The 22,180-nt window shown below is 71.8% G+C and carries 14 protein-coding genes and 1 pseudogene; 11 read left to right on the top strand and 4 right to left on the bottom strand.

Annotated elements, in window-relative coordinates:
- Positions 1–4: 4 nt before the first annotated feature.
- A complete protein-coding gene (locus ABZ801_RS02690; protein WP_344942346.1) occupies positions 5–388 on the bottom strand; it encodes a DUF5318 family protein in 384 nt (127 codons plus the stop codon).
- 319 nt (positions 389–707) lie between these two features.
- On the opposite strand from ABZ801_RS02690, the gene ABZ801_RS02685 reads away from it, so the two are divergent.
- From ABZ801_RS02685 to ABZ801_RS02665, 5 genes are all read left to right on the top strand, one after another.
- A complete protein-coding gene (locus tag ABZ801_RS02685; RefSeq protein WP_360691840.1) occupies positions 708–1,325 on the top strand; it encodes a PadR family transcriptional regulator in 618 nt (205 codons plus the stop codon).
- 69 nt (positions 1,326–1,394) lie between these two features.
- Positions 1,395–2,474 (top strand): inositol-3-phosphate synthase, encoded by a 1,080-nt coding sequence (locus ABZ801_RS02680; RefSeq protein WP_344942340.1) that lies wholly within the window; start codon positions 1,395–1,397, stop codon positions 2,472–2,474.
- A gap of 99 nt (positions 2,475–2,573) precedes the next feature.
- The gene (locus tag ABZ801_RS02675) at positions 2,574–2,771 is read left to right on the top strand and encodes a MerR family DNA-binding transcriptional regulator (protein ID WP_360691837.1); all 198 of its coding nucleotides are present in this window, start codon (positions 2,574–2,576) and stop codon (positions 2,769–2,771) included.
- Positions 2,772–3,198: 427 nt separating this feature from the next.
- On the top strand, positions 3,199–4,980 hold the full coding sequence (locus ABZ801_RS02670; protein ID WP_360691834.1) for an ABC transporter substrate-binding protein: 1,782 nt from the start codon (positions 3,199–3,201) through the stop codon (positions 4,978–4,980).
- 83 nt (positions 4,981–5,063) lie between these two features.
- Positions 5,064–6,350, top strand: a complete 1,287-nt coding sequence (locus tag ABZ801_RS02665) for an MFS transporter (protein WP_360691831.1) — start codon at positions 5,064–5,066, stop codon at positions 6,348–6,350.
- 31 nt (positions 6,351–6,381) lie between these two features.
- Here the strand turns inward: ABZ801_RS02665 and ABZ801_RS02660 are convergent, their stop codons facing one another.
- Entirely contained in the window at positions 6,382–7,671 is a 1,290-nt protein-coding gene (locus tag ABZ801_RS02660) for an adenosylmethionine--8-amino-7-oxononanoate transaminase (RefSeq protein WP_360691828.1), read from the bottom strand.
- Positions 7,672–7,985: 314 nt separating this feature from the next.
- Positions 7,986–9,440, bottom strand: a pseudogene (locus ABZ801_RS02655) (CCA tRNA nucleotidyltransferase); the annotation flags it as partial.
- Positions 9,441–9,791: 351 nt separating this feature from the next.
- Here ABZ801_RS02655 and ABZ801_RS02650 point away from each other — a divergent pair.
- The 6 genes from ABZ801_RS02650 to ABZ801_RS02625 all read left to right on the top strand — a co-directional run bounded on the left by ABZ801_RS02650 (position 9,792) and on the right by ABZ801_RS02625 (position 20,028).
- Entirely contained in the window at positions 9,792–10,442 is a 651-nt protein-coding gene (locus tag ABZ801_RS02650; protein WP_360691825.1) for a YbaK/EbsC family protein, read from the top strand.
- 249 nt (positions 10,443–10,691) lie between these two features.
- Positions 10,692–13,058, top strand: a complete 2,367-nt coding sequence (locus ABZ801_RS02645; RefSeq protein WP_360691822.1) for a DUF6049 family protein — start codon at positions 10,692–10,694, stop codon at positions 13,056–13,058.
- A 1,120-nt stretch (positions 13,059–14,178) separates the two neighbouring features.
- Positions 14,179–15,864 (top strand): murein biosynthesis integral membrane protein MurJ, encoded by a 1,686-nt coding sequence (gene murJ / locus ABZ801_RS02640; RefSeq protein ID WP_360691819.1) that lies wholly within the window; start codon positions 14,179–14,181, stop codon positions 15,862–15,864.
- A gap of 834 nt (positions 15,865–16,698) precedes the next feature.
- Entirely contained in the window at positions 16,699–18,339 is a 1,641-nt protein-coding gene (locus ABZ801_RS02635) for a protein kinase family protein (RefSeq protein ID WP_360691816.1), read from the top strand.
- A 286-nt stretch (positions 18,340–18,625) separates the two neighbouring features.
- Complete coding sequence (gene sigM / locus ABZ801_RS02630) at positions 18,626–19,246, top strand: RNA polymerase sigma factor SigM (RefSeq protein ID WP_344942316.1); 621 nt, start codon at positions 18,626–18,628, stop codon at positions 19,244–19,246.
- Positions 19,243–20,028, top strand: coding sequence for a zf-HC2 domain-containing protein (locus ABZ801_RS02625; RefSeq protein WP_360691813.1), 786 nt, complete (start codon positions 19,243–19,245; stop codon positions 20,026–20,028). The genes sigM and ABZ801_RS02625 overlap by 4 nt, the downstream gene beginning before the upstream one ends.
- Positions 20,029–20,402: 374 nt before the next feature.
- Here the strand turns inward: ABZ801_RS02625 and ABZ801_RS02620 are convergent, their stop codons facing one another.
- Positions 20,403–20,972, bottom strand: a complete 570-nt coding sequence (locus ABZ801_RS02620) for a dienelactone hydrolase family protein (RefSeq protein WP_360691810.1) — start codon at positions 20,970–20,972, stop codon at positions 20,403–20,405.
- Positions 20,973–22,180: the final 1,208 nt, after the last annotated feature.

Below are 22,180 nucleotides of genomic sequence, written 5' to 3'. Positions count from 1 at the left end.
GGAGCTATCCCCGCTGGCCGCGGGGCTCGTCTCCGTGCCCGAGGACGTATGACACCGTTAGATGGTTCCAGGCGCAACCCTGGCATACCTCGACAACAAACACGCGGAATTCGCCATATTCCTGGGCCATCTCGGCCAGTTCGGACGTCGCCTTGACACGGCCCGCGTACCGTCCGAGTTCGTCCCCGTACACATAGGTGACATGGGTGAGGCGCTCGCGCCGGCAGACCGGGCAGCGCTTGTCGGTGGGCTCGCCGTGGTACTTGGCCGCGCGCAGCAGGTAGGGGTGCGCGTCGCAGGCGTCGTCCCGGGTCAGCTGGCCGGACCGCAGTTCGGCCAGCGCCGCCCGCTTGGCCAGCCCGTAGTCGACGACCAGGCGCGGCCTCATCGGCGGTCCCTCCGCCCCGACATGCCAGCAGCGTACGTCGCGCCCGCGCGCCATGGAAGATCGCAAACCAGTACGGAAGGTGACGAATTACCCCCCGACCAGGCGGTAGACGGTACGGATTTCCGGGGTTGGGCCACTTGCCAGGAAGCGCGGGAGCTACGTATCTTTGCGATGTATCGAAGCGATACATTGACTCGATACATCGCGTGGCCCGGGCGGCGCCGACCAGCGGTCGGTTCGACCGGGGCCCGCGGCGCCTCTCGGGGGACGGCCCCCGATCCGGGGCGGGAACATCGACCGGCGACCCGAGGGGGACGCGATGGCAGGCAAGAGGGGCACCGGCGTGCTGGAGCTCGCCGTGCTCGGCCTGCTCAACGAGTCCCCCATGCACGGCTACGAGCTGCGCAAGCGGCTCAACGCCCTGCTCGGCATGTTCCGGGCGTTCTCCTACGGCTCGCTCTACCCGTGCCTCAAGCAGCTGCTGGCCAGCGGCCTGATCGTCGAGGACCGGCCGGAGGAGCCGAACGTGGCGATCGCCCTGCAGAGCCGCCGGTCGAAGATCGTCTACAGGCTCACCGCCGAGGGCAAGGAGCGGCTGCAGCACCTGCTCACCGAGGCCGGACCGGCGGCGTGGGAGGACGAGGGCTTCGGCGTGCGCTTCGCCTTCTTCTCCCACACCCGCGCCGACGTGCGGCTGCGGATCCTCGAAGGCCGGCGCAGCCGGCTGGAGGAGCGGCTGGAGAGACTGCGCGCCGCGCTGGCGCGGACCCGGGAACGGGTCGACCACTACACGCTCGAGCTGCACAACCACGGGCTCGAGTCGGTCGAACGCGAGGTCCGGTGGCTCAACGAGCTCATCGGGCGCGAGCGGGCGGCACAGGAGAACGCGAAAACTTCGGACAAGAACCAGGACACGCCCCGGGGCGACGGCCGCTGAACGCCGCGGCCGCATGACCGGGGAGGGGTGGAACGCACCCGTGTCCCGTAACAGAGAAGGAGCAACCGGATGGGTTCGGTGCGCGTGGCCATCGTCGGAGTGGGCAACTGCGCCGCTTCGCTCGTCCAGGGCGTCGAGTACTACAAGGACGCGGACCCCGCGACGAAGGTGCCGGGTCTCATGCACGTCCGGTTCGGCGACTACCACGTCCGCGACGTGGAGTTCGTCGCCGCCTTCGACGTGGACGCCAAGAAGGTCGGCATGGACCTGTCCGAGGCCATCAACGCCAGCGAGAACAACACCATCAAGATCTGCGACGTGCCGCCGACCGGCGTCGTGGTGCAGCGCGGCCACACCTACGACGGGCTCGGCGAGTTCTACCGCGACATGATCGAGGAGTCCAGCCGCGAGCCGGTGGACGTCGTCAAGGTGCTCAAGGACACCCAGGCCGACGTGCTGGTGTCCTACCTGCCGGTCGGCTCGGAGGAGGCCGACCGCTTCTACGCCCAGTGCGCCCTGGACGCGGGCGTGGCGTTCGTCAACGCCCTGCCGGTGTTCATCGCCTCCGACCCCGAGTGGGCGGAGAAGTTCACCAAGGCGGGCGTCCCGATCGTCGGCGACGACATCAAGTCGCAGATCGGCGCGACCATCACCCACCGCGTGATGGCCAAGCTGTTCGAGGACCGCGGGGTCGAGCTGCAGCGCACCTACCAGCTCAACTTCGGCGGCAACATGGACTTCATGAACATGCTGGAGCGCAGCCGGCTCCAGTCCAAGAAGATCTCCAAGACGCAGTCGGTGACCTCCCAGGTGCCGCGCGAGATGGCCAAGAGCGACGTGCACATCGGCCCGTCCGACCACGTGCCGTGGCTGGACGACCGCAAGTGGGCGTACGTGCGCCTGGAGGGCAAGGCGTTCGGCGACGTCCCGCTGAACCTGGAGTACAAGCTGGAGGTCTGGGACTCCCCCAACTCCGCCGGCGTCATCATCGACGCGATCCGCGCCGCCAAGATCGCCAAGGACCGCGGCATCGGCGGCCCGATCCTGTCGGCCAGCTCCTACTTCATGAAGTCCCCGCCCGTCCAGTACGACGACAACCGGGCGCGCGAGGCCGTGGAGGAGTTCATCCGCGGCGAGGTCGAGCGCTGACCTCTGCTCGCTGAAACACCGAAAAGCTGAAACGGCCGCCCGGACATCCGGGCGGCCGTTCGGCGTTCCGCAGGCCGGCCGGGAAAGGACAATGGCCGGATGGACGACCTCATCCCGATCCGGGACGTCGCCGACCGGTTCGCGCTGCCCATCTCGACGCTGCACTACTGGGAGCGCCGCGGGCTGCTGGCGCCGCGCCGGCGGGCCGGGCGGCGCCGACCAGGCAGCACAGGACGGCGGCTCGGCGCCGCGCACGATCGCCGCCTCGCCGAACACCGGGCCCGCGATCTGCATTGACAGCGGCAGCCCGCAACGCCGCCGCGGCCTCGGTCAGAGTCCACGATGGGATCACTTTCCACCTCCGTCGCGCCCGTACGCCGCCGCGCCTCCGTGGCGGCCGGGCGGAACGCAACCCTCCTAACTCAACCCGGGTTGAGTACAAGCGCGTGTGATCGACGTCTCCCGGGCCGGTCATCGGCGCGGCTCGCCGGGCCGCGGCCCATGACACGCCCGTTCGGCGTGTGCCGGACCGATGTTCCGGCCGCGGTCGGGAAAGATGGTCAACCGGCGGGCGATCAGGGCTCCGGACGGCGATCCACCGTCGTCACCGGGCATGTCCTTCATGACGAAAATGCTGATGTAGCGGACGTTGTCACGCTCTGGTCCTACTGTTGCACCGTCAGTGAATGTGCGTACCGTTCCAGTGGCCGACTGGAGGACTTGGATGGCACGCGACCTGGGAAAAGTGACAGCGGGACTGGCCGGGCTGGCCATGGGCCTGACGGCGTGCGGCGGGGGCGGGTCCGGCCGCGCCACGGACGGACCGCCGCGCGACGGCGGCACGCTGCGCGTCGTCGGCTCGTCCGACGTGCCGCACCTCGACACCGCCGGCGCCAACAGCGTCGGCGCGTACGGGCTGAACCGCACCTACGCGCGGACGCTGCTCGGCATCAAGGCGTCCAACGACTTCAACGAGACCCTGCCCGTCCAGGCGGACATGGCGACGCAGGTGCCCAGCCGTGAGAACGGCGGCATCAGCGACGACGGCCGCACCTACACGCTCAGGCTGCGCGAGGGCGTGCTGTGGAACACCCGCCCGCCGCGCCCCGTCACCGCCGAGGACTTCGTCCGGGGCTTCAAACGGCTCTGCAACCCCGCGGCCCCGGCGCCGGGGCGGGGCTACTACACGTCCACCATCCGCGGCATGGAGGAGTTCTGCCGCGGCTTCGGCCACGTCAGGGCCGACGACGCCAAGGCCATCGCCGCGTACCAGAACTCCCACGACATCGACGGCATCCAGGCCAAGGACCCGCACACGCTGGTGTTCACGCTGCGCGAGCCCGCCAGCGACTTCCTCAACCTGCTGACGCTGCCGTACACCGCCGCGGCCCCCAGGGAGTACGACGCGTACGTCCCCGACGGACCCGAGTTCCGGCAGCACACCATCTCCGACGGCCCGTACCAGATCACCTCCTACCGGCCAGGGATGTCGTACGTGCTGACCCACAACCCGGTGTGGCGGCGCGAGACCGATCCGCTGCGCGAACGCCACGTCGAGAAGATCCAGATCACGCTGGGGCAGGACTCCCCCGCCACCGTCCAGCAGCAGCTGGAGCAGGGCACCGCCGACCTGGCCTGGGACCAGCCGGTCCCCACCGCCGCGATCCCCCGGCTGCGCGCGCGGCGGGACGAGCGGTTCGCCGTCCACCGCACTCCCAGCAGCAGCCCGTACCTGGTGTTCAACACCCGCAGCCCGAACAACGACGGCGCGCTCGGCCGCCGCGAGGTGCGGCAGGCCCTGCAGTACGCCGTCGACCGCACCGCGCTCATCAAGATCGTGGGCGGGCCGGAGGTGGCCGAGCCGCTGCACACGGTGATCCCGCCGGGCTCCTCCGGGTACGCGCCCGCCGACCGGTATCCGACGCCGGGCGAGGCGGGCGACCCGGCACGCTGCCGCCGGCTGCTGACGGAGGCGGGGCATCCGGACGGCCTGGCGCTGAAGTTCCCGTACCGCACCAACAGCGTGCACAAGCTGATCGCCGAGTCGATCCGGCAGAACCTGGCGGCGTGCGGCGTGCGGGCCGAGCTGATCCCCGACACCGGCGGCGACTTCTACGGCAAGACGCTCTCCACGCCGGAGCGGACGGAGGCGGGCCAGTGGGACATCGCCGCCCCAGGCTGGACGCCCGACTGGTACGGCAACAACGGCCGCACCGTCGTGCAGCCCCTGTTCGACGGCCGCGGCTACGGCCCGAACTCCAGCAACTACGGCGGCTACCGCAACCCGGAGGTCGACGCCCTGATCGACGCCGCGCTGACCGCCCCCGACGCCGCCCGCGCCGCCGGGTTCTGGCAGCGCGCCGACGACCTGATCATGCAGGACGCGGCGATCGTCCCGCTGCTGAACCGCGCCCACACCATCTACCGCTCCGCCCGCGTCCGCGGCGCGGTCTTCCTGCCGACGGCGGCGGGTTACGACTACACCCGCCTCTGGCTGGCCGACTGACCCGCACCCTCACGGACGGGGACGTATGAGCACAACGGGACGGGTTGGCAGGATGCGGGCGATCTAGCGCATAGGGTGATCGGGTGAGGGCTAGCGCGCTGCGGGCGATCCTGCGCGGACGGGACTTCCGCCGCCTGTACGGCACCCGGCTCACGTCGCAGCTCACCGACGGCGTCTTCCAGGTCGCGCTCGCCGGGTACGTCTTCTTCTCGCCCGAGCGGCAGACGTCGGCGGGCAAGGCGGCGGCCGCGTTCGCGGTGACGCTGCTGCCGTACTCGGCGCTCGGGCCGTTCGCCGGGGTGTTCATCGACCGGTGGCAGCGGCGGCGCATCCTGATGTGGACGCCGGTCGTCCGGGCCTTGCTCACGGTGCTCGTCGCGGCGCTGGTGGCGGCCGGGCAGGACGGCGCGGTGTTCTTCGTGACGGTGCTGGTCGTGCTGGGCGTCAACCGGTTCTTCCTGGCGGCGCTGTCGGCCGCGCTGCCGCACGTCGTACGGCGCGAGCACCTGGTGACGGCCAACGCGTTCGCCGTGACGTCCGGCACCGTGATCGCGTTCGTCGGCGCGGGCCTGGGCTACCTGATGCGGCGCGTGTTCGGCCCGCACGACGACGGGACGGCGCTGATCCTGCTGGGCGCGGCGGCGCTGTGGGTGGCGGCGGCGCTGGTCGCCACGACGCTGCCGCGGCGGCTGCTCGGCCCGCACCTGGACCGGGCCGCCCCGCACACCCGCAAGGCCCTCGGCAACGTGCTGCACGGGCTCGCCGACGGGGCGCGGCACATGATCGGCCACGGCCCGGCGGCGCTGTCGCTGGCGGCGATCTCCGTGCACCGCTTCCTGTACGGGATCGTCCTGATCATGACGTTGCTGCTGTGCCGCAACCACTTCACCACCGACCCGGACGCGGGCATGGCCGCGTTCGCGGTCATGCTGGGCGTGTCGGGCGCCGGGTACTTCGCCGCCGCGCTGGTCACGCCGCCGGTGGTGCGGCGCGTCAGCAAGGCCGCGTGGATCACCTGGCTGCTGGCGGGGGGCGGCGTGGCGCTGCTGGTCCTCGGCCTGCCGTTCGCCCGGGGGCCGTGGGTGGTGGGCGCGTTCGTGCTGGGGGTGGTGTCGCAGGGCGTGAAACTGTGCGTCGACACGACCCTGCAGGAGTCGATCGAGGACGCCTACCGCGGCCGGGTGTTCGCCGTCTACGACATGCTGTTCAACGCCACGTTCGCCGCGGCGGCGGCCATCGCCGCCACCTGGCTTCCCCCGGACGGCGTGTCCTACGCGACGCTCGTCGCCGTGGTGGTCGCCTACGTGCTGGCCGCGGTCGCCTTCCGGGCCTGCGCGACGCGCCTGTCCCGCGTCTCCGCCACCGCCTGACGTCGTCCGACGTCGCCGGGACGGTTCGGCGTCAGAGCGATTCGGCGATGGCGTACATGGCGTCCGCGATGCGCTCGGTCTCCTCGACCGTGCACACGTACGGCGGCATGGTGTAGACGAGGCGGCCGAACGGACGCAGCCACACCCCGTGGTCCATGGCGATCTTCTGGACGGCGGGGACGTCCACCTGTTCGCGCGCCTCGATGACGCCGATCGCGCCGAGCACCCGCACGTCCCGCACCCCGGGCAGTTCCTCGGCGCCGTCCAGGCCCGCGGTCAGCACGGCCTCGATGGTGTCGACCTCGTCCCGCCAGTCGCGCGACAGCAGCAGGTCGATGGACGCCGACGCCACCGCCGCCGCCAGCGGGTTGGCCATGTAGGTGGGGCCGTGCATGAGGACGCCCGCCTCGCCCGTGGTGATGCCGTGCGCCACCCGGTCGCTGCACAGCGTCGCGGCCATCGTCATGTACCCGCCGGTGAGGGCCTTGCCGACGCACATGATGTCCGGGGCGATCTCGGCGTGGTCGCAGCCCCACATCTCGCCGGTGCGGCCGAACCCGGTGGCGATCTCGTCCAGGACCAGCAGCAGGTCGTGCTCGTCGGCCAGCTCGCGCAGCGCCCGCAGGTACTCGGGGGCGTAGAAGCGCATGCCGCCCGCGCCCTGCACGACCGGCTCGACGATGATCCCGGCCAGCTCGCCGGCGTGCGCGGCGGCCAGCGCGGCCAGCTCGTCCAGGTACGCCTGGTCGGGCTCGGCGAGGTAGCCGAGCGGGGGCGGCGGCGCGAACACGTGCCGCGCCAGCACGTCGGTGAACAGCTGGTGCATGCCGTTGACCGGGTCGCACACGGCCATGTCGCCGAAGGTGTCGCCGTGGTAGCCGCCGCGGACGGTCAGCAGCCGGTGCCGTTCGGGACGCCCCCGCGACCGCCAGTACTGCAGCGCCATCTTGATGGCGACCTCGACGGCCACCGAACCGGAGTCGGCGAAGAACACCTTGGTCAGCGGCTCGGGCGTCAGCTCGACGAGCCGTTCGGCCAGCCGCACCGCCCCGGGATGGGTCAGCCCGCCGAACATCACGTGCGCCATCCGGCCCAGCTGCCCGGTGACGGCGGCGTTGAGCTCGGGGTGGTTGTAGCCGTGGATGGCCGCCCACCACGACGACATCCCGTCGATCAGCTCGGTGCCGTCGGCGAGGGTGAGCCGCACCCCGGACGCGGACACCACGAGCTCGGGCGGCACCGCGGCGGGCATCGGCGCGTACGGATGCCAGATGTGGTCGCGGTCGAAGGCCTGCAGCCGCTCGATCTCCGCGGGGCTCATCCGCCCCAACCTGACCTCGATCACGCCCGGCCGCCCTCGCCCGCGCCGTCCTCGGCCGTGGGGGCCCCGGCGGCATCGTCCCGGCCGGGTGCGGTTCGACCACCTGTCACTTGACCATCGGCGTCGGCCGTGTCCGCTGCGGCGCTGTCGGCCGCACCGGGCCGGCCGGACGTCGCCGCCGCGTTCGCCGCCGGGCCGTCGGGCGCGTCACCCGAACCCGGTGTGCTCGCCGGGGCGGACGCGTCGGCCGCCGTGGCGGTGGAGTCCTCGTCCCGCTCGTCGTCCGTGGCGGTGGGGGTGGGGAGGCCCTGGGCGGCGGCCCAGCGGAGCAGCTCCTCCGTGGCGGCCTCCTTGCCGATCACACCGCGGTCGAGGCGCACGTCGAGCAGGAACTTGTACGCCTTGCCGACCAGCGGGCCCGGCGAGATGCCCAGGACGCGCTGGATCTCGTTGCCGTCCAGCTCCGGACGCAGCTTGGCGAGTTCCTCCTCCTCCGCGAGCCGGTCGATGCGGGCCTCCAGGTCGTCGTAGGTGCGGCGGAGGCGTTCGGCCTTGCGGCGGTTGCGGGTGGTGCAGTCGGCGCGGGTGAGCTTGTGCAGCCGCGACAGCAGGTGCCCGGCGTCGCGCACGTACCGGCGGACGGCCGAGTCGGTCCACTCGCCCGTCCCGTACCCGTGGAAGCGCAGGTGCAGCTCGACCAGCCGCGACACGTCGGCGACGACGTCCTTGGGATAGCGCAGCTCGGTCAGCCGCTTGCGGGCCATCTTCGCGCCGACGACCTCGTGGTGGTGGAACGACACCCGGCCGCCCGCCTCGAACCGGCGCGTCTTGGGCTTGCCGATGTCGTGCAGCAGCGCCGCCAGCCGCAGCACCAGGTCGGGCCCGCCCTCCTCCTGGGCGATCGCCTGCTCCAGGACGATCAGCGAGTGCTCGTAGACGTCCTTGTGCCGGTGGTGCTCGTCGATCTCCAGGCGCAGCTTGGGCAGTTCCGGCAGGACGTGGTCGGCGAGGCCGGTGTCGACCAGCAGCGCCAGCCCCTGACGCGGGTACCTGCCGCACACCAGCTTGGACAGCTCGTCGCGGACCCGTTCCGCCGACACGATCTCGATGCGTCCGGCCATGTCGGTCATGGCCCGCACCACCTCGGGCGCGACGGTGAAGCCGAGCTGGGCGGCGAAGCGGGCGGCGCGCAGCATCCGCAGGGGGTCGTCGCTGAACGAGTCCTCCGGGCGGCCGGGCGTGCGCAGCACCTTGCGCTCCAGGTCGGCCAGGCCGCCGAACGGGTCGACGAACTCGTGCCCGGGCAGCCGCGCCGCCATGGCGTTGACGGCGAAGTCGCGGCGGCGCAGGTCCTCCACCAGCGAGGTGCCGTAGGAGACCTGCGGCTTACGGGACTTGGGGTCGTAGGACTCGCTGCGGTAGGTGGTGATCTCGAGCTGGTGGTCGCCCTTGCGCAGGCCGACGGTGCCGAACTCGATGCCGATCGTCCAGACGTGGTCGGCCCAGCCGCGGATGATCTCCAGAACGCGCTGCGGCGGGGCGTCGGTGGTGAAGTCCAGGTCCTTGCCGACGCGGCGCAGCAGGGCGTCCCGCACCGGCCCGCCGACCAGCGCGAGCTCGTGCCCGGCGGCCCGGAAGCGCTCGCCCAGTTCGTCGGCGAGCGGCGCGACCCGGCGCAGCAGCTCGGCGATGGCCGTCCGTTGCTGCTGGGACGGCCGTGCGGGCTGTGTCGGCTGCTGCTGGGTCACATTCTGGTCGGGCACGGCCATCGAGCGTATTTCCTTGGTTGAGGGCTGACAAAAGAATTTGTTCGGCACCCGGGAGGCGACTCGGGAAAACTTCCTGCGGAATGCGCGACGAACTCTTCCCGTCGCGCGGCCCCCGGGTTACGTTCTGGGCACCCCGGGGGGACGCCCGCCGCACACCACCGCAGTCTCCCGTACGACCAAAGGTAGCGGGGCCCGCCGGGTCGCGGCCCACCGCAGGGGTCGGCCGCTCCGAGGATTATCCCGGCCTGTCCGGGTAAGAGGGGATTCCCCCCGGAATGGGGGGTGTACGGGGGCGCAGACGAAGGGGAGCGCGGGGCTGTCGGCGGGGGTCCCCGCAGGACGGAGCAGAACATGAAGGACGCTCTCACCATCCATCGCGCGCTGCTCGACCGGGAGACGCCGCACCAGATCGTGCGACTGCCCGTCGCGATCACACACGCCGACGAACTGCCGAGGGCGCTCGGCCTGCCGGCGCGGCGGTGCCTGGTGACGCGCGTCTACGCGTGCAACGACGTCCACCGTGAACGCCGCTTCCTGACCGGCGTGGTCGTGGCGGCGGGAACCCTGCCGCCCACCGAGGTCGTGCGCCACGCGGTCGGCGCCCGCCTGATCCGCCCGGCCCGGCCGGACCTGGTGAACGCGGTCACCGAGTACGCCGCCGGCCTGGTCTGCCCGCTCCTGCTGCCGGAGGCCATGCCGCTGCTGATCGACCAGTCCGTGGTGGACGCCAATCCGCTCGACGAGGTCGTCTACACCGCCACCGGCGAGCCGTCGACGGCGCTCGCCATCCGCAGCCTCGACCTGTACACGGTGAGCGGCGCCAAGCCCGTCGCCCTCCCGTCCGCACAGACCGGCGCCGCGTCCACCTCCGTCTACGCGTCCGCCTACCCCTCCGCCTCGCCCCCGGCCCCCGCGCCGGCGAAGAGACCGGCGCCCACGTCGCATCCGGCGCCGACGACGGCGGAACCCCGCTCCCGCCGACCCGAACCGCACCGCACATGACCCGGGACGAGCCAGGAACGATCGCGGTTCGGACGCGCGTTGCTGGGAAGTAGGCGCATTACCGGTGTGGATCTCCTCCTCAGCAGGGGGGACCATGTGCGGGTTTGCAATGGAATCGGGCGAAGAGGCGGGAGGAAGGTCTGACGGCAGCCGTCGCGCGGCTACCATCGAGCGCGTGATGCGGGACTACGACGCCCGCTGTCTTCAGGCGGGGCCTCCTGCGACAGGCGGCCATCGGGTGGACATGGCGTGAGAACGGTCAAACGCGCGGCCTGGCTGGCCGTACTGGTGTCCTGCGTCCTTGCGGTCACGGCGCCCGCGCTGGCGGCCGCACCCAGGACACCGAAGACGGCACAGGGTTCTCCGGACCGGCCACAGAACCCGGCGGCGGCACCAGGCGCGCCACAGGCACAAGGGGCGCCGCAGGCGCAGGCTCCGGCCGAGCCCGCGCCGCAACGCGCCGGCAGACAGCAGCAGTCACAGGTGGCGCTCGCGCTGTCCAAGGTGACCCCGTCGGCCATCACCGCGTCCGGCAAGAACTCCAGGTTCACGCTGACCGGCACCGTCCAGAACCGCTCCGGCCACGCGCTCGCCGGGCTGTCCGTCCGGCTGCGCTACAGCTCCCAGCGCATCACCAGCAGGGGCGAGCTCGCCCAGTACGCGACCGCCGCGCCGTCCAGGCTGCCGGGCGCCACCACCCCGCGCCCGCTGCCCCAGGCGGCCGTGGCGGGCGGAACCCAGGCGTGGAGGCTCACCGGCAACGCGGCCGCGGTCGGCATGCGGCAGTTCGGCGTGTACCCGCTCGGCGTCGAGGTCATCAACTCCTACCAGCAGGTTCTCGCCGGCTTCACCACGTTCGTCACCTTCACCGGCAACGCCCGCGGCACCCAGCCGCTGTCGGTCGCCTGGGTGTGGCCGCTCATCGACCGCCAGCACCGCGCCAACGACAGCACCTTCATCGACGACCGGCTCGCCACCGACCTCACCCGCGGCCGGCTCGGCTCCCTCGTCGACGCGGCCGCCACGACCACCACGCCCGTCACCTGGGCGATCGACCCGGCACTGCTGGACGACGTCCAGGCGATGAACCGGAACTACGTCGTCAAGCGTCCCGGCACCGCCGACAGGGGCACCCGCACGTCCGCCAACCCCGCCGCCCGGCTGTGGATCGACAGGTTGAAGCGGGCGTCCAAGGACGACCCGTACTTCGTCCTCCCCTACGCCGACCCCGACGCCGTCGCGCTCGTCCGGTACGGCGAGTCCATGGCCCGGCACCTCGACATCGCCTACAAGAACACCGCCGTGGCCGCCGAGGTCCTCGGCCGGGCGCCGACGGTGAAGGTCGCCTGGCCGCCGTCCGGCATGGCCGGCCCGGACACGCTGGACGCGCTGTCGCGCTACGGGCAGATCGGCACGGACGGGGCGTTCCTGTTGAGCGGTTCGGCGTTCCAGGAGAACCCGCAGGGCTACACGCCCAGCGCCACCACCGCGGTGCAGACCAAGCAGGGCACGCGCCGCGTCCTCACCTACGACGACACGATCAACGACGTCGTCAGCTCGGGCACCCGGTCCCCGGGCGCGGCGGCCCTCGCCGAACAGCGCTTCCTCGCCGAGACCGCGATGATCACGGCGGAGGCGCCGAACCTCAGGCGCACCCTGGTCGTCGTCCCCGACCGGCACTGGAACCCCTCGCCCGAGTTCGCGCAAAGGATCCTCGGCCACACCAAGTCGGCGCCGTGGCTGAAGGCGGTCGACCTCCAGACGGCCATCAAGGCCAAGCCGCAGCCCCGGGTCTTCACCGGCTACCCCGACGCCTACGAGGCGTACGAGCTCGGCCCCGCCTACCTGGAGCAGGTGCGCCGGATCGCGCGGGACGTCTCCCTGTTCTCCCAGGTGACGGCCGACCCGGTGCGGATCGACTACACCAGGGCCGTGCTGCGCATGGAGTCGGCCGCCTGGCGCGGGCACGGCAAACGCGCCCGGGCGGCACGCGAGGAACTCGCCCGCGAACTCGGCGCCCACAAGGCCGGAGTGAAGATCATCCCGTCTCAGAACGCCCTGGCGGGCAGCTCGGGCCGGATCCTGGTCAGCGTCGCCAACAACCTGCCCGACCAGAACATCAAGGTCCGCCTGGAGGTGACCTCCGAGAACAGCGCCAAGCTGCAGATCGGCCGGTTCGCCGCCGAGGACCTGGTGCTCGAACTCGGCCCCGGCGAGAAGGTGAGCCGCAAGATCCCCGTGCAGGCGGCCGGCAACGGCAACTTCCGGGTCCGGCTGCGCCTGATCACGGCCGAGGGCAGGGTGTTCGGCACGGAAGAGATCACGGTGCGCACCACGGGATACGGGCGGCTGGCCCTGCTCATCACCGGCGGCTCACTTGCCGTACTCTTCGTGGGCGTCGGAGTGCGGGCCATGCGAGCAAGGCGCCGCCGGAAAGCGGAGGCAGGCGGTGACGGGTCGACAGGAGCGGAACCAGCACCCATCGGGGCCATGGCCCCAGCACCCGGGGACCCCGGAACCCCCGACCTCCCCGAAGCAGGAGCCGGCTCCGCCCCCCGCCCCTCCCGAGACGGCCCCCTCCCAGGCAACCCCCCGACCTTCACCAACAACCCCTGACCCGGCCACCTCGCGGCGAACCCCTCCCGCTCCCGGCGAAGGGCAGCCTCCGTTCAGCTGGGGGCACCACTCCGTGCCCGGACAACACACCCCCGGCCCGCCACCCGGGGGCTTGCCCGGGGCCGGGCTTCAGGGCCCGCAACGTTCGGCTGCCCCCGGGCAGAACGAACAGTCCCAGCCACCGTCCCCTCAGCCGCCCGCCGGGTCTTCGCCGTGGGGCGCCTCGCCTCCGGCCGCCGCGGGCCCTACCCCTGGACAAACCACCACTCCCATGGGCTATCCCCCGTCACCACCCAACCCGGGCCCTTACAGTCCCGACCCGTCGGCACATGGCTCCTCGGCGCCTGACGACCCGTTCGCGCCCGGCCCCTCGGCGCCGGGCCCCGGTGCCTCAGGTGTGCCCGGACTCCCTTCCGGCCCGTCGGCGGCACCGTCCGCAGGGGGCGCGGCCGCGCAGGGTGTCGGTGGCGCGTCCGGCCCTCCGGCGGCACCGGGCCCCTTCCTGTCTGGCTCCTCTCCGTCCGAGCCGTCCGCGCAGGGGGCCATGGGGCCGCAGGCGCCGGGCTCGGGTGGCTTCGCCCAGGGACACTTCGCGTCAGGGCCCCCGGCGGCAGGCCATGGTGGGGCGGGAGCCCCGAACTGGGGGACGCCCCCTGAGAGCGGGCCGCCGGCACAAGGCATGTGGGCGCCAGAGGGCTCGGCCACAGGCGGCGACATGGCATCCCGGCAGAACCCGTACGGGCAGCCTCCTCCTGGACATCCCGGAATGAGCAGGCCCGAGACGCCGAACGTCCCCCAGGCATCCGCCGGGGGCCCGACGCCGCCTGCCGGGGGCGGTTGGGACGGACGGCCTCCGGCACGTCCGGGCCACCAGGGTCCCCCACCCGGATGGCCGCAGCCCATGGACGCCGACTCCGGCGAACCGAACCCCGCAGATTTCAGTCCCAGAGGTATGAACCCGGCAGGACAGAACCGCCCAGGCCCAGGTTGGGGCGGCCAGCAGCATCCCCCCGGCCCGGGGGCGCACCAACCCCCGCACCCCGCAGCGGTCGGCGGCGCTCCTCATCCGCACGGACCGGGGCCGGTGGCTCCGGGGCCGGCGGGTCCCCTGTCCGCCGACATGGGGCAGGCCGCCCAGACCGCCGAGGCGGTCGTCGAGGAGGAGAAGCCGTCCGGCAAGGGCGGGGGCCTGCTGAAGTCCAGCGCGATCATGGCGTTGGGAACGCTGGCGTCCCGGATCACCGGCTTCCTGCGCACCGCCGTGATCGTCGCCGCGCTCGGCACCGGCATGCTCGCCAACGCCTACAACACCGCCAACACCATTCCCAACCAGGTCTACGACCTGCTGCTGGGCGGGATCCTGACCAGCGTCATCGTCCCGCTGCTGGTGCGCGCCAAGGAACGCGACCGCGCCTACGGCGAGCAGTACGAGCAGCGCATGTTCACCCTCGCGGTGATCGGCCTGGCCGTCCTGACCGTGGTGGCGGTGCTGATGGCGCCGCTGTTCATCGACGTCCTCGCCGGCAGCTACACGGGCGACCAGCGGCGGGTGGCCGTGCTGTTCACCCAGTTCTTCCTGCCGCAGATCTTCTTCTACGGGGTCGGCGCGTTCGCCGGGGCGATCCTCAACACCCGCGGCAGCTTCGGCGCGCCCATGTGGGCGCCGGTGCTCAACAACATCGTGGTGATCGCGGTCGGCGGCGCGTTCCTGACGATCTCCTCCGGCCGGGTCGACCCGTCCAGCATCTCCGACACCCAGTTCATGCTGCTGGCGCTCGGCACCACCGGCGGCATCGTCCTGCAGACGGTCGCGCTGTGGCCGTCGCTGCGCGGGGTCGGCTTCCGCTGGCGGCCCCGCCTGGACTTCAAGCGCGGCGAGATCGGCCAGGTCGGACGGATGGCCGGGTGGACGCTGATGTACGTCGTCGCCACGCAGGTCGCGCTGGGCGTGGTGACCGCCCTGGCCAACCGGGCCGGCGACCGGGGCGTGGCCGAGGGACTCGGCGAGGGGTACGGCTACACCCCGTACTTCAACGCCTACCAGCTGTTCCAGCTCCCGTACGCGATCGTCGGCGTCTCGGTGATCACGGCGCTGCTGCCCCGCATGAGCCGTTTCGCCGCCGAGGGCAAGCACGCCGACGTGCGCGCCGCCTTCGCCGGCGGCCTGCGGCTGTCCTCGGTGATCATCCTGCCCGCGGCGGCGCTGATGCTGGTGCTCGGCCCGGAGATCACCACCGTGCTGTTCGCGCACGGCAACACCTCCGACGCCGACGCGCTGGTCATCGCGCGCGTCATGCAGATGTTCGCGATCGCGCTGGTGCCGTTCTCGGTGTACCAGCTGATGATGCGGGTCTTCTACGCGATGCAGGACACCCGCACGCCCGCGTTCATCAGCGTGGCCGTCGTCTCCACCAATATCGGCATGGCGCTGACCATGTACAACGTGCTGCCCACCGACAAGATCGTCATGGGCATCGCGGGCGGCTTCGCGCTCGCCCAGGTCGTCGGCACGCTGGTCAGCTGGGTGATCCTGCGGCGGCGGCTGGGCGGCATGGACGGACGCCGTATCGCGGGCGCCTACCTCAAGCTCATCGTCGCGCTGTGGCCGCTGCTCGGCTTCGCCTACGCCACGCACGCCATCACCGAGGCCGCCCTCGGCACCGGCCTGGCCCCCGGCCTGATCGCGCTCGTCGTCGGCAGCGCCGGCGGCGGCCTGCTCTACCTGGTCTTCGCCCGGCTCCTGCGGGTCGACGAGGTCCAGACGATGACCGGAATGCTCGCCCGCCGCCTCCCCGGCCGCCGCTGACGAACCCACGCCGCCGGCCCTGCGGGGCCGCCAGAACCGGCGCCGCAGGGCTGGATGCCGCTTCGCCGACCGGACGGTCAACGTGTGTCTGTAAGGTGCGACGGTACTGAGAGCGGTCACAGCGCACGTTGGTCCGCAGGATCGCTTGCTGACGCGTGCGCCGCGCGTGGCGCCGGCGTGTGTGGGCATGGGCTCTTCCGCGAGGACGTGGTCGTCGCATCAGGACACGCGGAGCGGATGGTGCGGTGTACGGCGGGGCTGGGTGACGAAGGTGGGACGTCCCGCCAAGGTTGGACGCGGGTGGACGAGGGCCGGCCGTGCGTCTTCCCGCTGGTCGAGCGGCGTCCCGTCAGCGCTCGGCTCTGGTCACCGGGCGTGGCGAGGGCGTGTCGCTTCGTTCGGTGGCTCTTCGGCAGGCTGGGTGAGGAGGGGCGAGGGCTGGGTCAGGGCTCACAGGGGTGCTGTGGCCGAGTGGTAAGGGGTTTCGGGCTGCAGAGATAGGTGCCTGCGGACGAACCCGACGCCGGTGAGGCCGGGGGCGGCGAAGGGGCCCACGGGGGCGTGACGTGGCCCGGAGCTGGGGTGACACATGTAGGTCCCGGGGTGACATATGTCGGTCGGTGATGACCTACAGACCGGGAATAGATCACGGGTATAGCGTGGCAAAGTACACGGCACGCGCGCCGATAACGCCGTCGCTGATCTGTGTAACCACTACCATGATGGGGACTACGGCTTGCGGGGCGACACCCTGGGGAACGCAAAGAGGAGGGTCGGAGGCGTAAGCTGCCACGCCACGAACATGGATTCTGACCACCTGCGCAGGACGTTGCCGTGAGCACGTCAGTCATAGAGCCCGGAACCCGCCTGGCCGGCCGTTACCGGCTGGAGGAGCGCATCAGCGACTCGGGCGGGTCCGCACAGTGGAAGGCCATCGACGAGATCCTGGCGCGAGCCGTGGCCGTCCGGACCTTCGACCCCGAGTTCCCGCGCGTCGCCGAGGTGGTCACCTCTGCCCGCGCCGCGGCTCGGCTCACCGACCCGCGTCTCACCCAGGTCTTCGACGCCGACGACAGCGGCGAGAGCGCGTACGTGGTCAGCGAGTGGGTCTCCGGCGAGACGCTGGAGCAGATGCTGGCCAAGGCGCCGCTGGAGCCCGGGCGTGCCGCGACGTTGCTGTACGAGGCGTCCGAGGCGATCGCCGCCGCGCACGCCGCCGGGCTGGCCCACCTGTGCCTGTCCCCCCGTGACCTGGTGTGGACGACCGGCGGGACGGTCAAGCTGCTCGGCGTGGCCACCGCGGCCGCGCTGGCCGACGTCTACTCCGACGATCCCGCCCGCGAGGACGTCCGCGGCCTCGGCGGCCTGCTGTACGCGGCGCTGACCGCGCACTGGCCGGGCGAGCCCAAGCTGTCGGCGCTGCCCGCCGCGCCGGCGGCGGACGGCGTGGTGCGGGCCCCTCGGCAGGTCCAGGCGGGCATCTCGCACGCCGTCGACGCCATCGTGTGCCGTGCCCTCGGCCTGCAGGTGCCGGGGCAGGAACCGCTCACCACCCCCGCCGACTTCGCCAAGGCGATGCGCGGCGTGCCCCGTACGCCACTGCCGCTGTTCGCGGGGCTCGGCGGCGTCCACTCGCCGGCCCCGTCCGCGCCCACCCGTCCCGCGCATGCGCCCGGCGCCCCCGCCGCTTCCACGCGGGCCGCCCGGCCGGCCGCTCCCGCGTCCCACCACCAGGCGCCGCAGCAGCCTCGGCGCCGCGGCGCCGCCCCAGCGCCCGCACCGCACGCGCCTCGTACGCGGCACGACTCCGTCCCGCCGCCGACGGCCCCGGTCGGCGTCCCGGGGACGAGGTCCGCGCCGCGCAGCCCGCTCAACCGCGCCCTGCTGGGCGTCGCCGCGGCCGCCGCCACCGTCATCGTCGGGCTCAGCGCGTGGGCCATCGGCAACGCCGGCGGCTCGTCCGACAAGGGCACCGACAAGGCCGGCGTGACCGACCCGGGCCATTCCTCCGCACCCCCGTCACCGACGGCGACCAAGCTGTCCGCCCAGGGCGCCACCGCGTTGGAGGATCCCAAGCGCGGCAGCCACGACACGTCCATCGCCAAGAACCCGGAGGCGGTGCTGGACGGCAAGTCCAGCACCCAGTGGCAGACCCAGACGTACAAGTCGAGCAACTTCGGCAACCTGTCCAACGGTTTCGGCGTGGTGCTCGACATGGGCAAACAGGTCAAGGTCGACCATGTGCTGGTCGACGCGCCGGTGAGCACCTCCGTCCCCATCCAGCTGCGCGTCGGGGACGGCAACAGCCTCGGCGCCCTGCGAGTGGTGGGGCAGGAGCAGGGCAGCGGCCAGTTCACCATCAAGGCCACCCGGGAGGCTCGCGGCCAGTACGTCCTGATCTGGTTTACCAATCCCGTTCCGCCCGGTTTCAAGGCGAAGCTCAACGACGTCACCGTCTACGGCACCGCCGGCTGACCCATTTATCGCAGGCCGCCGAACCGTCCACAAAAAGTGACCATCCGGCCGTTGCCAGTCCGGCGACGGTTCGCCGGAACGCCACCGGCGACCGCGAAAACATCATCGTTACGGTCCGTGTAGTCAAGATCGAACGAGCTGTGACGACTGACGGTGCCAGTCGGTATCGTGCCTCTGAGCAGAATGTCCCCTCCCCCCAGGATTTCGTGGTGTCGACCCGAGTTGGCAGGATCGATTGCACCTACCCGACACGGATCGGTGGTGCCGCGAGTGAGAGCAGGCGCTCATGGCGTCGATGAGCATGAGCGTCGACGAGGTACCGGACAAGGAACTGCTCGCACGGCACGTTGACGGCGATCCGCACGCGTTCTCCGAACTCGTGAACCGGCACCGCGACCGGATGTGGGCCGTCGCCATGCGGACGCTGGGCGACCCGGAGGAGGCCGCGGACGCGCTCCAGGACGCCTGCCTGTCGGCCTTCCGCGCGGCGGCACGGTTCCGTGGCGACGCCGCCGTCACCACCTGGCTGCACCGCATCGTCGTCAACGCCTGCCTCGACCGCGTCCGCCGCAAGTCGGTGCGCCCGGCCACGCCCATGGGCGACGACGCCACGTTCGACGCCGTGGCGCCCAAGATGCCGGACCCGACCGACGCCCACGGGGTGTCGCTGGACGTGCGGTCCGCGTTGGCGCAGCTGCCGTTCGAGCAGCGCGCGGCACTGGTGCTCGTTGACATGATGGGCTACTCGGTGGACGACGCCGCGCAGGTCATGGAGGTGCCGCCGGGCACGATCAAGAGCCGCTGCGCGCGCGGACGGGCCCGGCTCGCCCCGCTGCTGGCGCACCACAGGAACCGTGAGGGCCGCAAGAACGTCGGAGGTGTGGAAGGAGGTGGCATGCCCAGATGAACCCCGCCCACCTTGACTACGACACCCTGGCCGATCTGGCCGAGGGCCTTCTCGACGACGATCAGGCCGCCTCCGTCACCGCGCACCTCGACACCTGTGCCGAATGCCGGGAACGCTCGGACGAGCTGTCCGACGTCTCCCGGATCCTGGCGGAGGCACCCGTACCGTCCATGCCCGCCGACCTTGCTTCCCGCATCGACTCGGCCATCGCCGCGGAGTCGATGCACAGCGCGGCCGTGGTGAGCTTGGCACAGCGGCGCGGCAGGCGGCATTGGCGGATCCTGTCGGCGGCCGCCGCGGCGGTGGTCGTGGTCGGCGGCGGAGGGATGGTCGGATACCAACTGCTCGGCGACTCGTCGGACGCGGGGCACCAGACCGCGGCGAGCACGCCCGTGCAGGACCCGCCCGACCGAAGATCGCTCTCCCCCGGTGCGGCGCCGTCGCCGAACGCCATGCAGGGGCCCGGCTACACCGTCCTGCACAGCGGCACGGACTACCGCGCGGGAACGCTCGTCCGGCAGATCACGGGACTGGTCGGCAACGGGGGCCGCCAGCTCACGCTCTCCGGCGGCGAACCGGACGGCCGGCTCTCCCAGTGCGTCGACCGAATAGCCCAGGGCAAGGTCCCCAAGGTGGTGGACGTGGCGACATACGAGGGCCGCCCGGCCACGGTGATCGCCTTGCCCACGGGTGGATCCGGTGGCCTGGACGTCTGGGTGGTGGGGCCCGGATGTTCGTCCGGCGACACGGATCTGATCAAACACGAGAAAACAGAGCGCTGATCGCGGGGGCCGACCAGATGGGTCGGCCGTTTTTGGGTCTGCACCCATATGACCGACGCCCCCGCCTCCTAGGCGCCCTGCAGAGACGGGCTCACGGCCGCACCCTCGCGACCGTGAGCCCGTCTCTTCTCCTATACCGGCGCCCACCGACCGACAGCTAGGGCGCGCCTCGGCCACCCCTCCACGATCATCATCGCGGCACACGAAACAGCCCGTCCATGCGCGGCACCAGCAAGCCCGCCGGCCCCGCCGGCCCTGGCGGACGTGGCAGGCCTGGCGGCCCCGACGGACCTGGCGGGCCCGGTGGACCTGGCGGGCCTGGCGGGCCCGGCCGCGGCGACCGGCACCACGCGAACAGCCGTATGCGCCCCGCCTCAGAGGTCAGAAAGGAAGTCCAGAGCCACTGCCCAAGCCTGCTCGGCCGCGTCCGCGTCGTAGTCGGGCAGATCGGAGTCGGTGAACAGGTGCCCGGCGCCCGGGTACCGGAAGACCTCGACGTCGGCTCCGGCGCGGCGCATGCGCAGGTACCAGGCGTTGAGCCAGTCGACCGGCTCGTAGGTGTCCGGGTCGGCGACGTGCAACTGCACCGGAATGTCCGTGGACGCGTCGTCCGCCATGTCGGAGGTGCCATGCATGAGCAGCAGCCCGCGCGCCTTCTCGTCGGCGAGGGCGAGATTCTGGGCCAGGGCCGCCCCCAGGGAGAACCCCGCGTACACGAGGCCCTCCTGCGACAACGGCGCCGCGGCCGTCACCGCGCGCTTGAGCAGTTCGTCCCGGCCGATCTCCTCCTTGATCCCGATGCCCTCCTCCGGGGTGTCCACGACGCGCCCGTCATACAGGTCCGGGACATGCACCTCATGCCCGGCCGCGCGCAACCGGTCGGCCGCCTGGTGGACCGCGGGCCGCAGCCCGTACATCGAGTGCAAGAGCAGAATCCTCGCCATGCCCAAAGCCTAAGGTCAGCCGCCCCCATAACCGGCGCCCCCGTCAACAGCACCAGCCACCCACCCCCTCACACCTTGCCCGCCCCACGATCATGCATCTGGTCGGCACAGCGCCGCCGGAGCAGGCCGCCGGGACAAGGCCCACCACCAAATGCCCAAACTACGAGTGACCAGCGGCGCCGCTCCCGGCGACAAGATCGATCAGCAGGCACTCACCGCCGAACCTGCAGAAACAGATCGCGCGGAAGACCCATGCACGCCTCACCCAGTGCAAGCGCCAACCCAGCTCCCCTGATGGAAGCGACTTCGACGGCATATCGGTGAGGCGCACCCGCACCTGGGTGGTCGGGATGTCGGGGGCGGGCCTCGGCTCGGCCACGAGGACTGCTCCCGGGTGGCCACTAAGCGACGCTCTGCGGTGCATCGCCCTGTTGCCGTTCCGCAGCCCTGAGAAGTCCGAGGGCGGCAGTGTGTATGTGGCCGTTATCCGACGACTATTCCAGGCCGTCACCTCGGTCTCCGCCGAGTCTCTCTGCGACACGAGCCCACCAGGTAGTCGGCGTGCGGGGCGCCCTGGTGGCGCACCGTCCGGCCGCAGCAGCGACACCACGCTGTCGGCTACGCGCGAGCCAGCGCGTGTGGCCGAGCTGCCAGCGGCGCCACGCCCAGGCACCAGCCATGGTGCCCTAGTGACCTCTGCACGTGACCGCCCTCCCAAGTCAGCCGCAAGCTACGGAAGTCCAGTCGCCCCCAGCCGCCGTAGACGATCCGTCACAACGACGGCTGCGCCCTCCACAGCCTGAGGACAACCGAGCCGCAGCGGGACGCCCAGGCGCACTGCGGGAGAACATCCAGGCGCCCGCGTCGTCAAGACCACGCCCCCACAACCTCCTACCGGCGGCCAGCCCCCCGTCGTCCGACCAGCGTCCCTCGTCCTACCAGCGTCCCTCGCCCCGCCAACGCCCCTCGCCCACCCAAACGCCGCTCGCCCAGCCAACGCCCCTCGTCCTCCCCAAACGCCCCTCGTCCAGCCAACGCCGCTGGTCCGGCCAACACCGCTCGCCCGGTCCACGCCCGTCGTCCGACCAGCGTCGCTCGTCCGGCCAGGGCACCCGTCGTCCGAGCAGCGTCCCTCGTCCGGCCAGCGCCGCTCGTCCGACCAGCGCCGCTCGTCCGACCAGCGCCGCTCGTCCGACCAGCGCCGCTCG

The organism is Actinomadura sp. NPDC047616, assembly GCF_040642915.1.
Classification (GTDB): domain Bacteria; phylum Actinomycetota; class Actinomycetes; order Streptosporangiales; family Streptosporangiaceae; genus Spirillospora; species Spirillospora miaoliensis.
The sequence above is the reverse complement of the archived record's forward strand: the minus strand, read 5'-3'. Positions and strand labels throughout refer to the sequence as shown.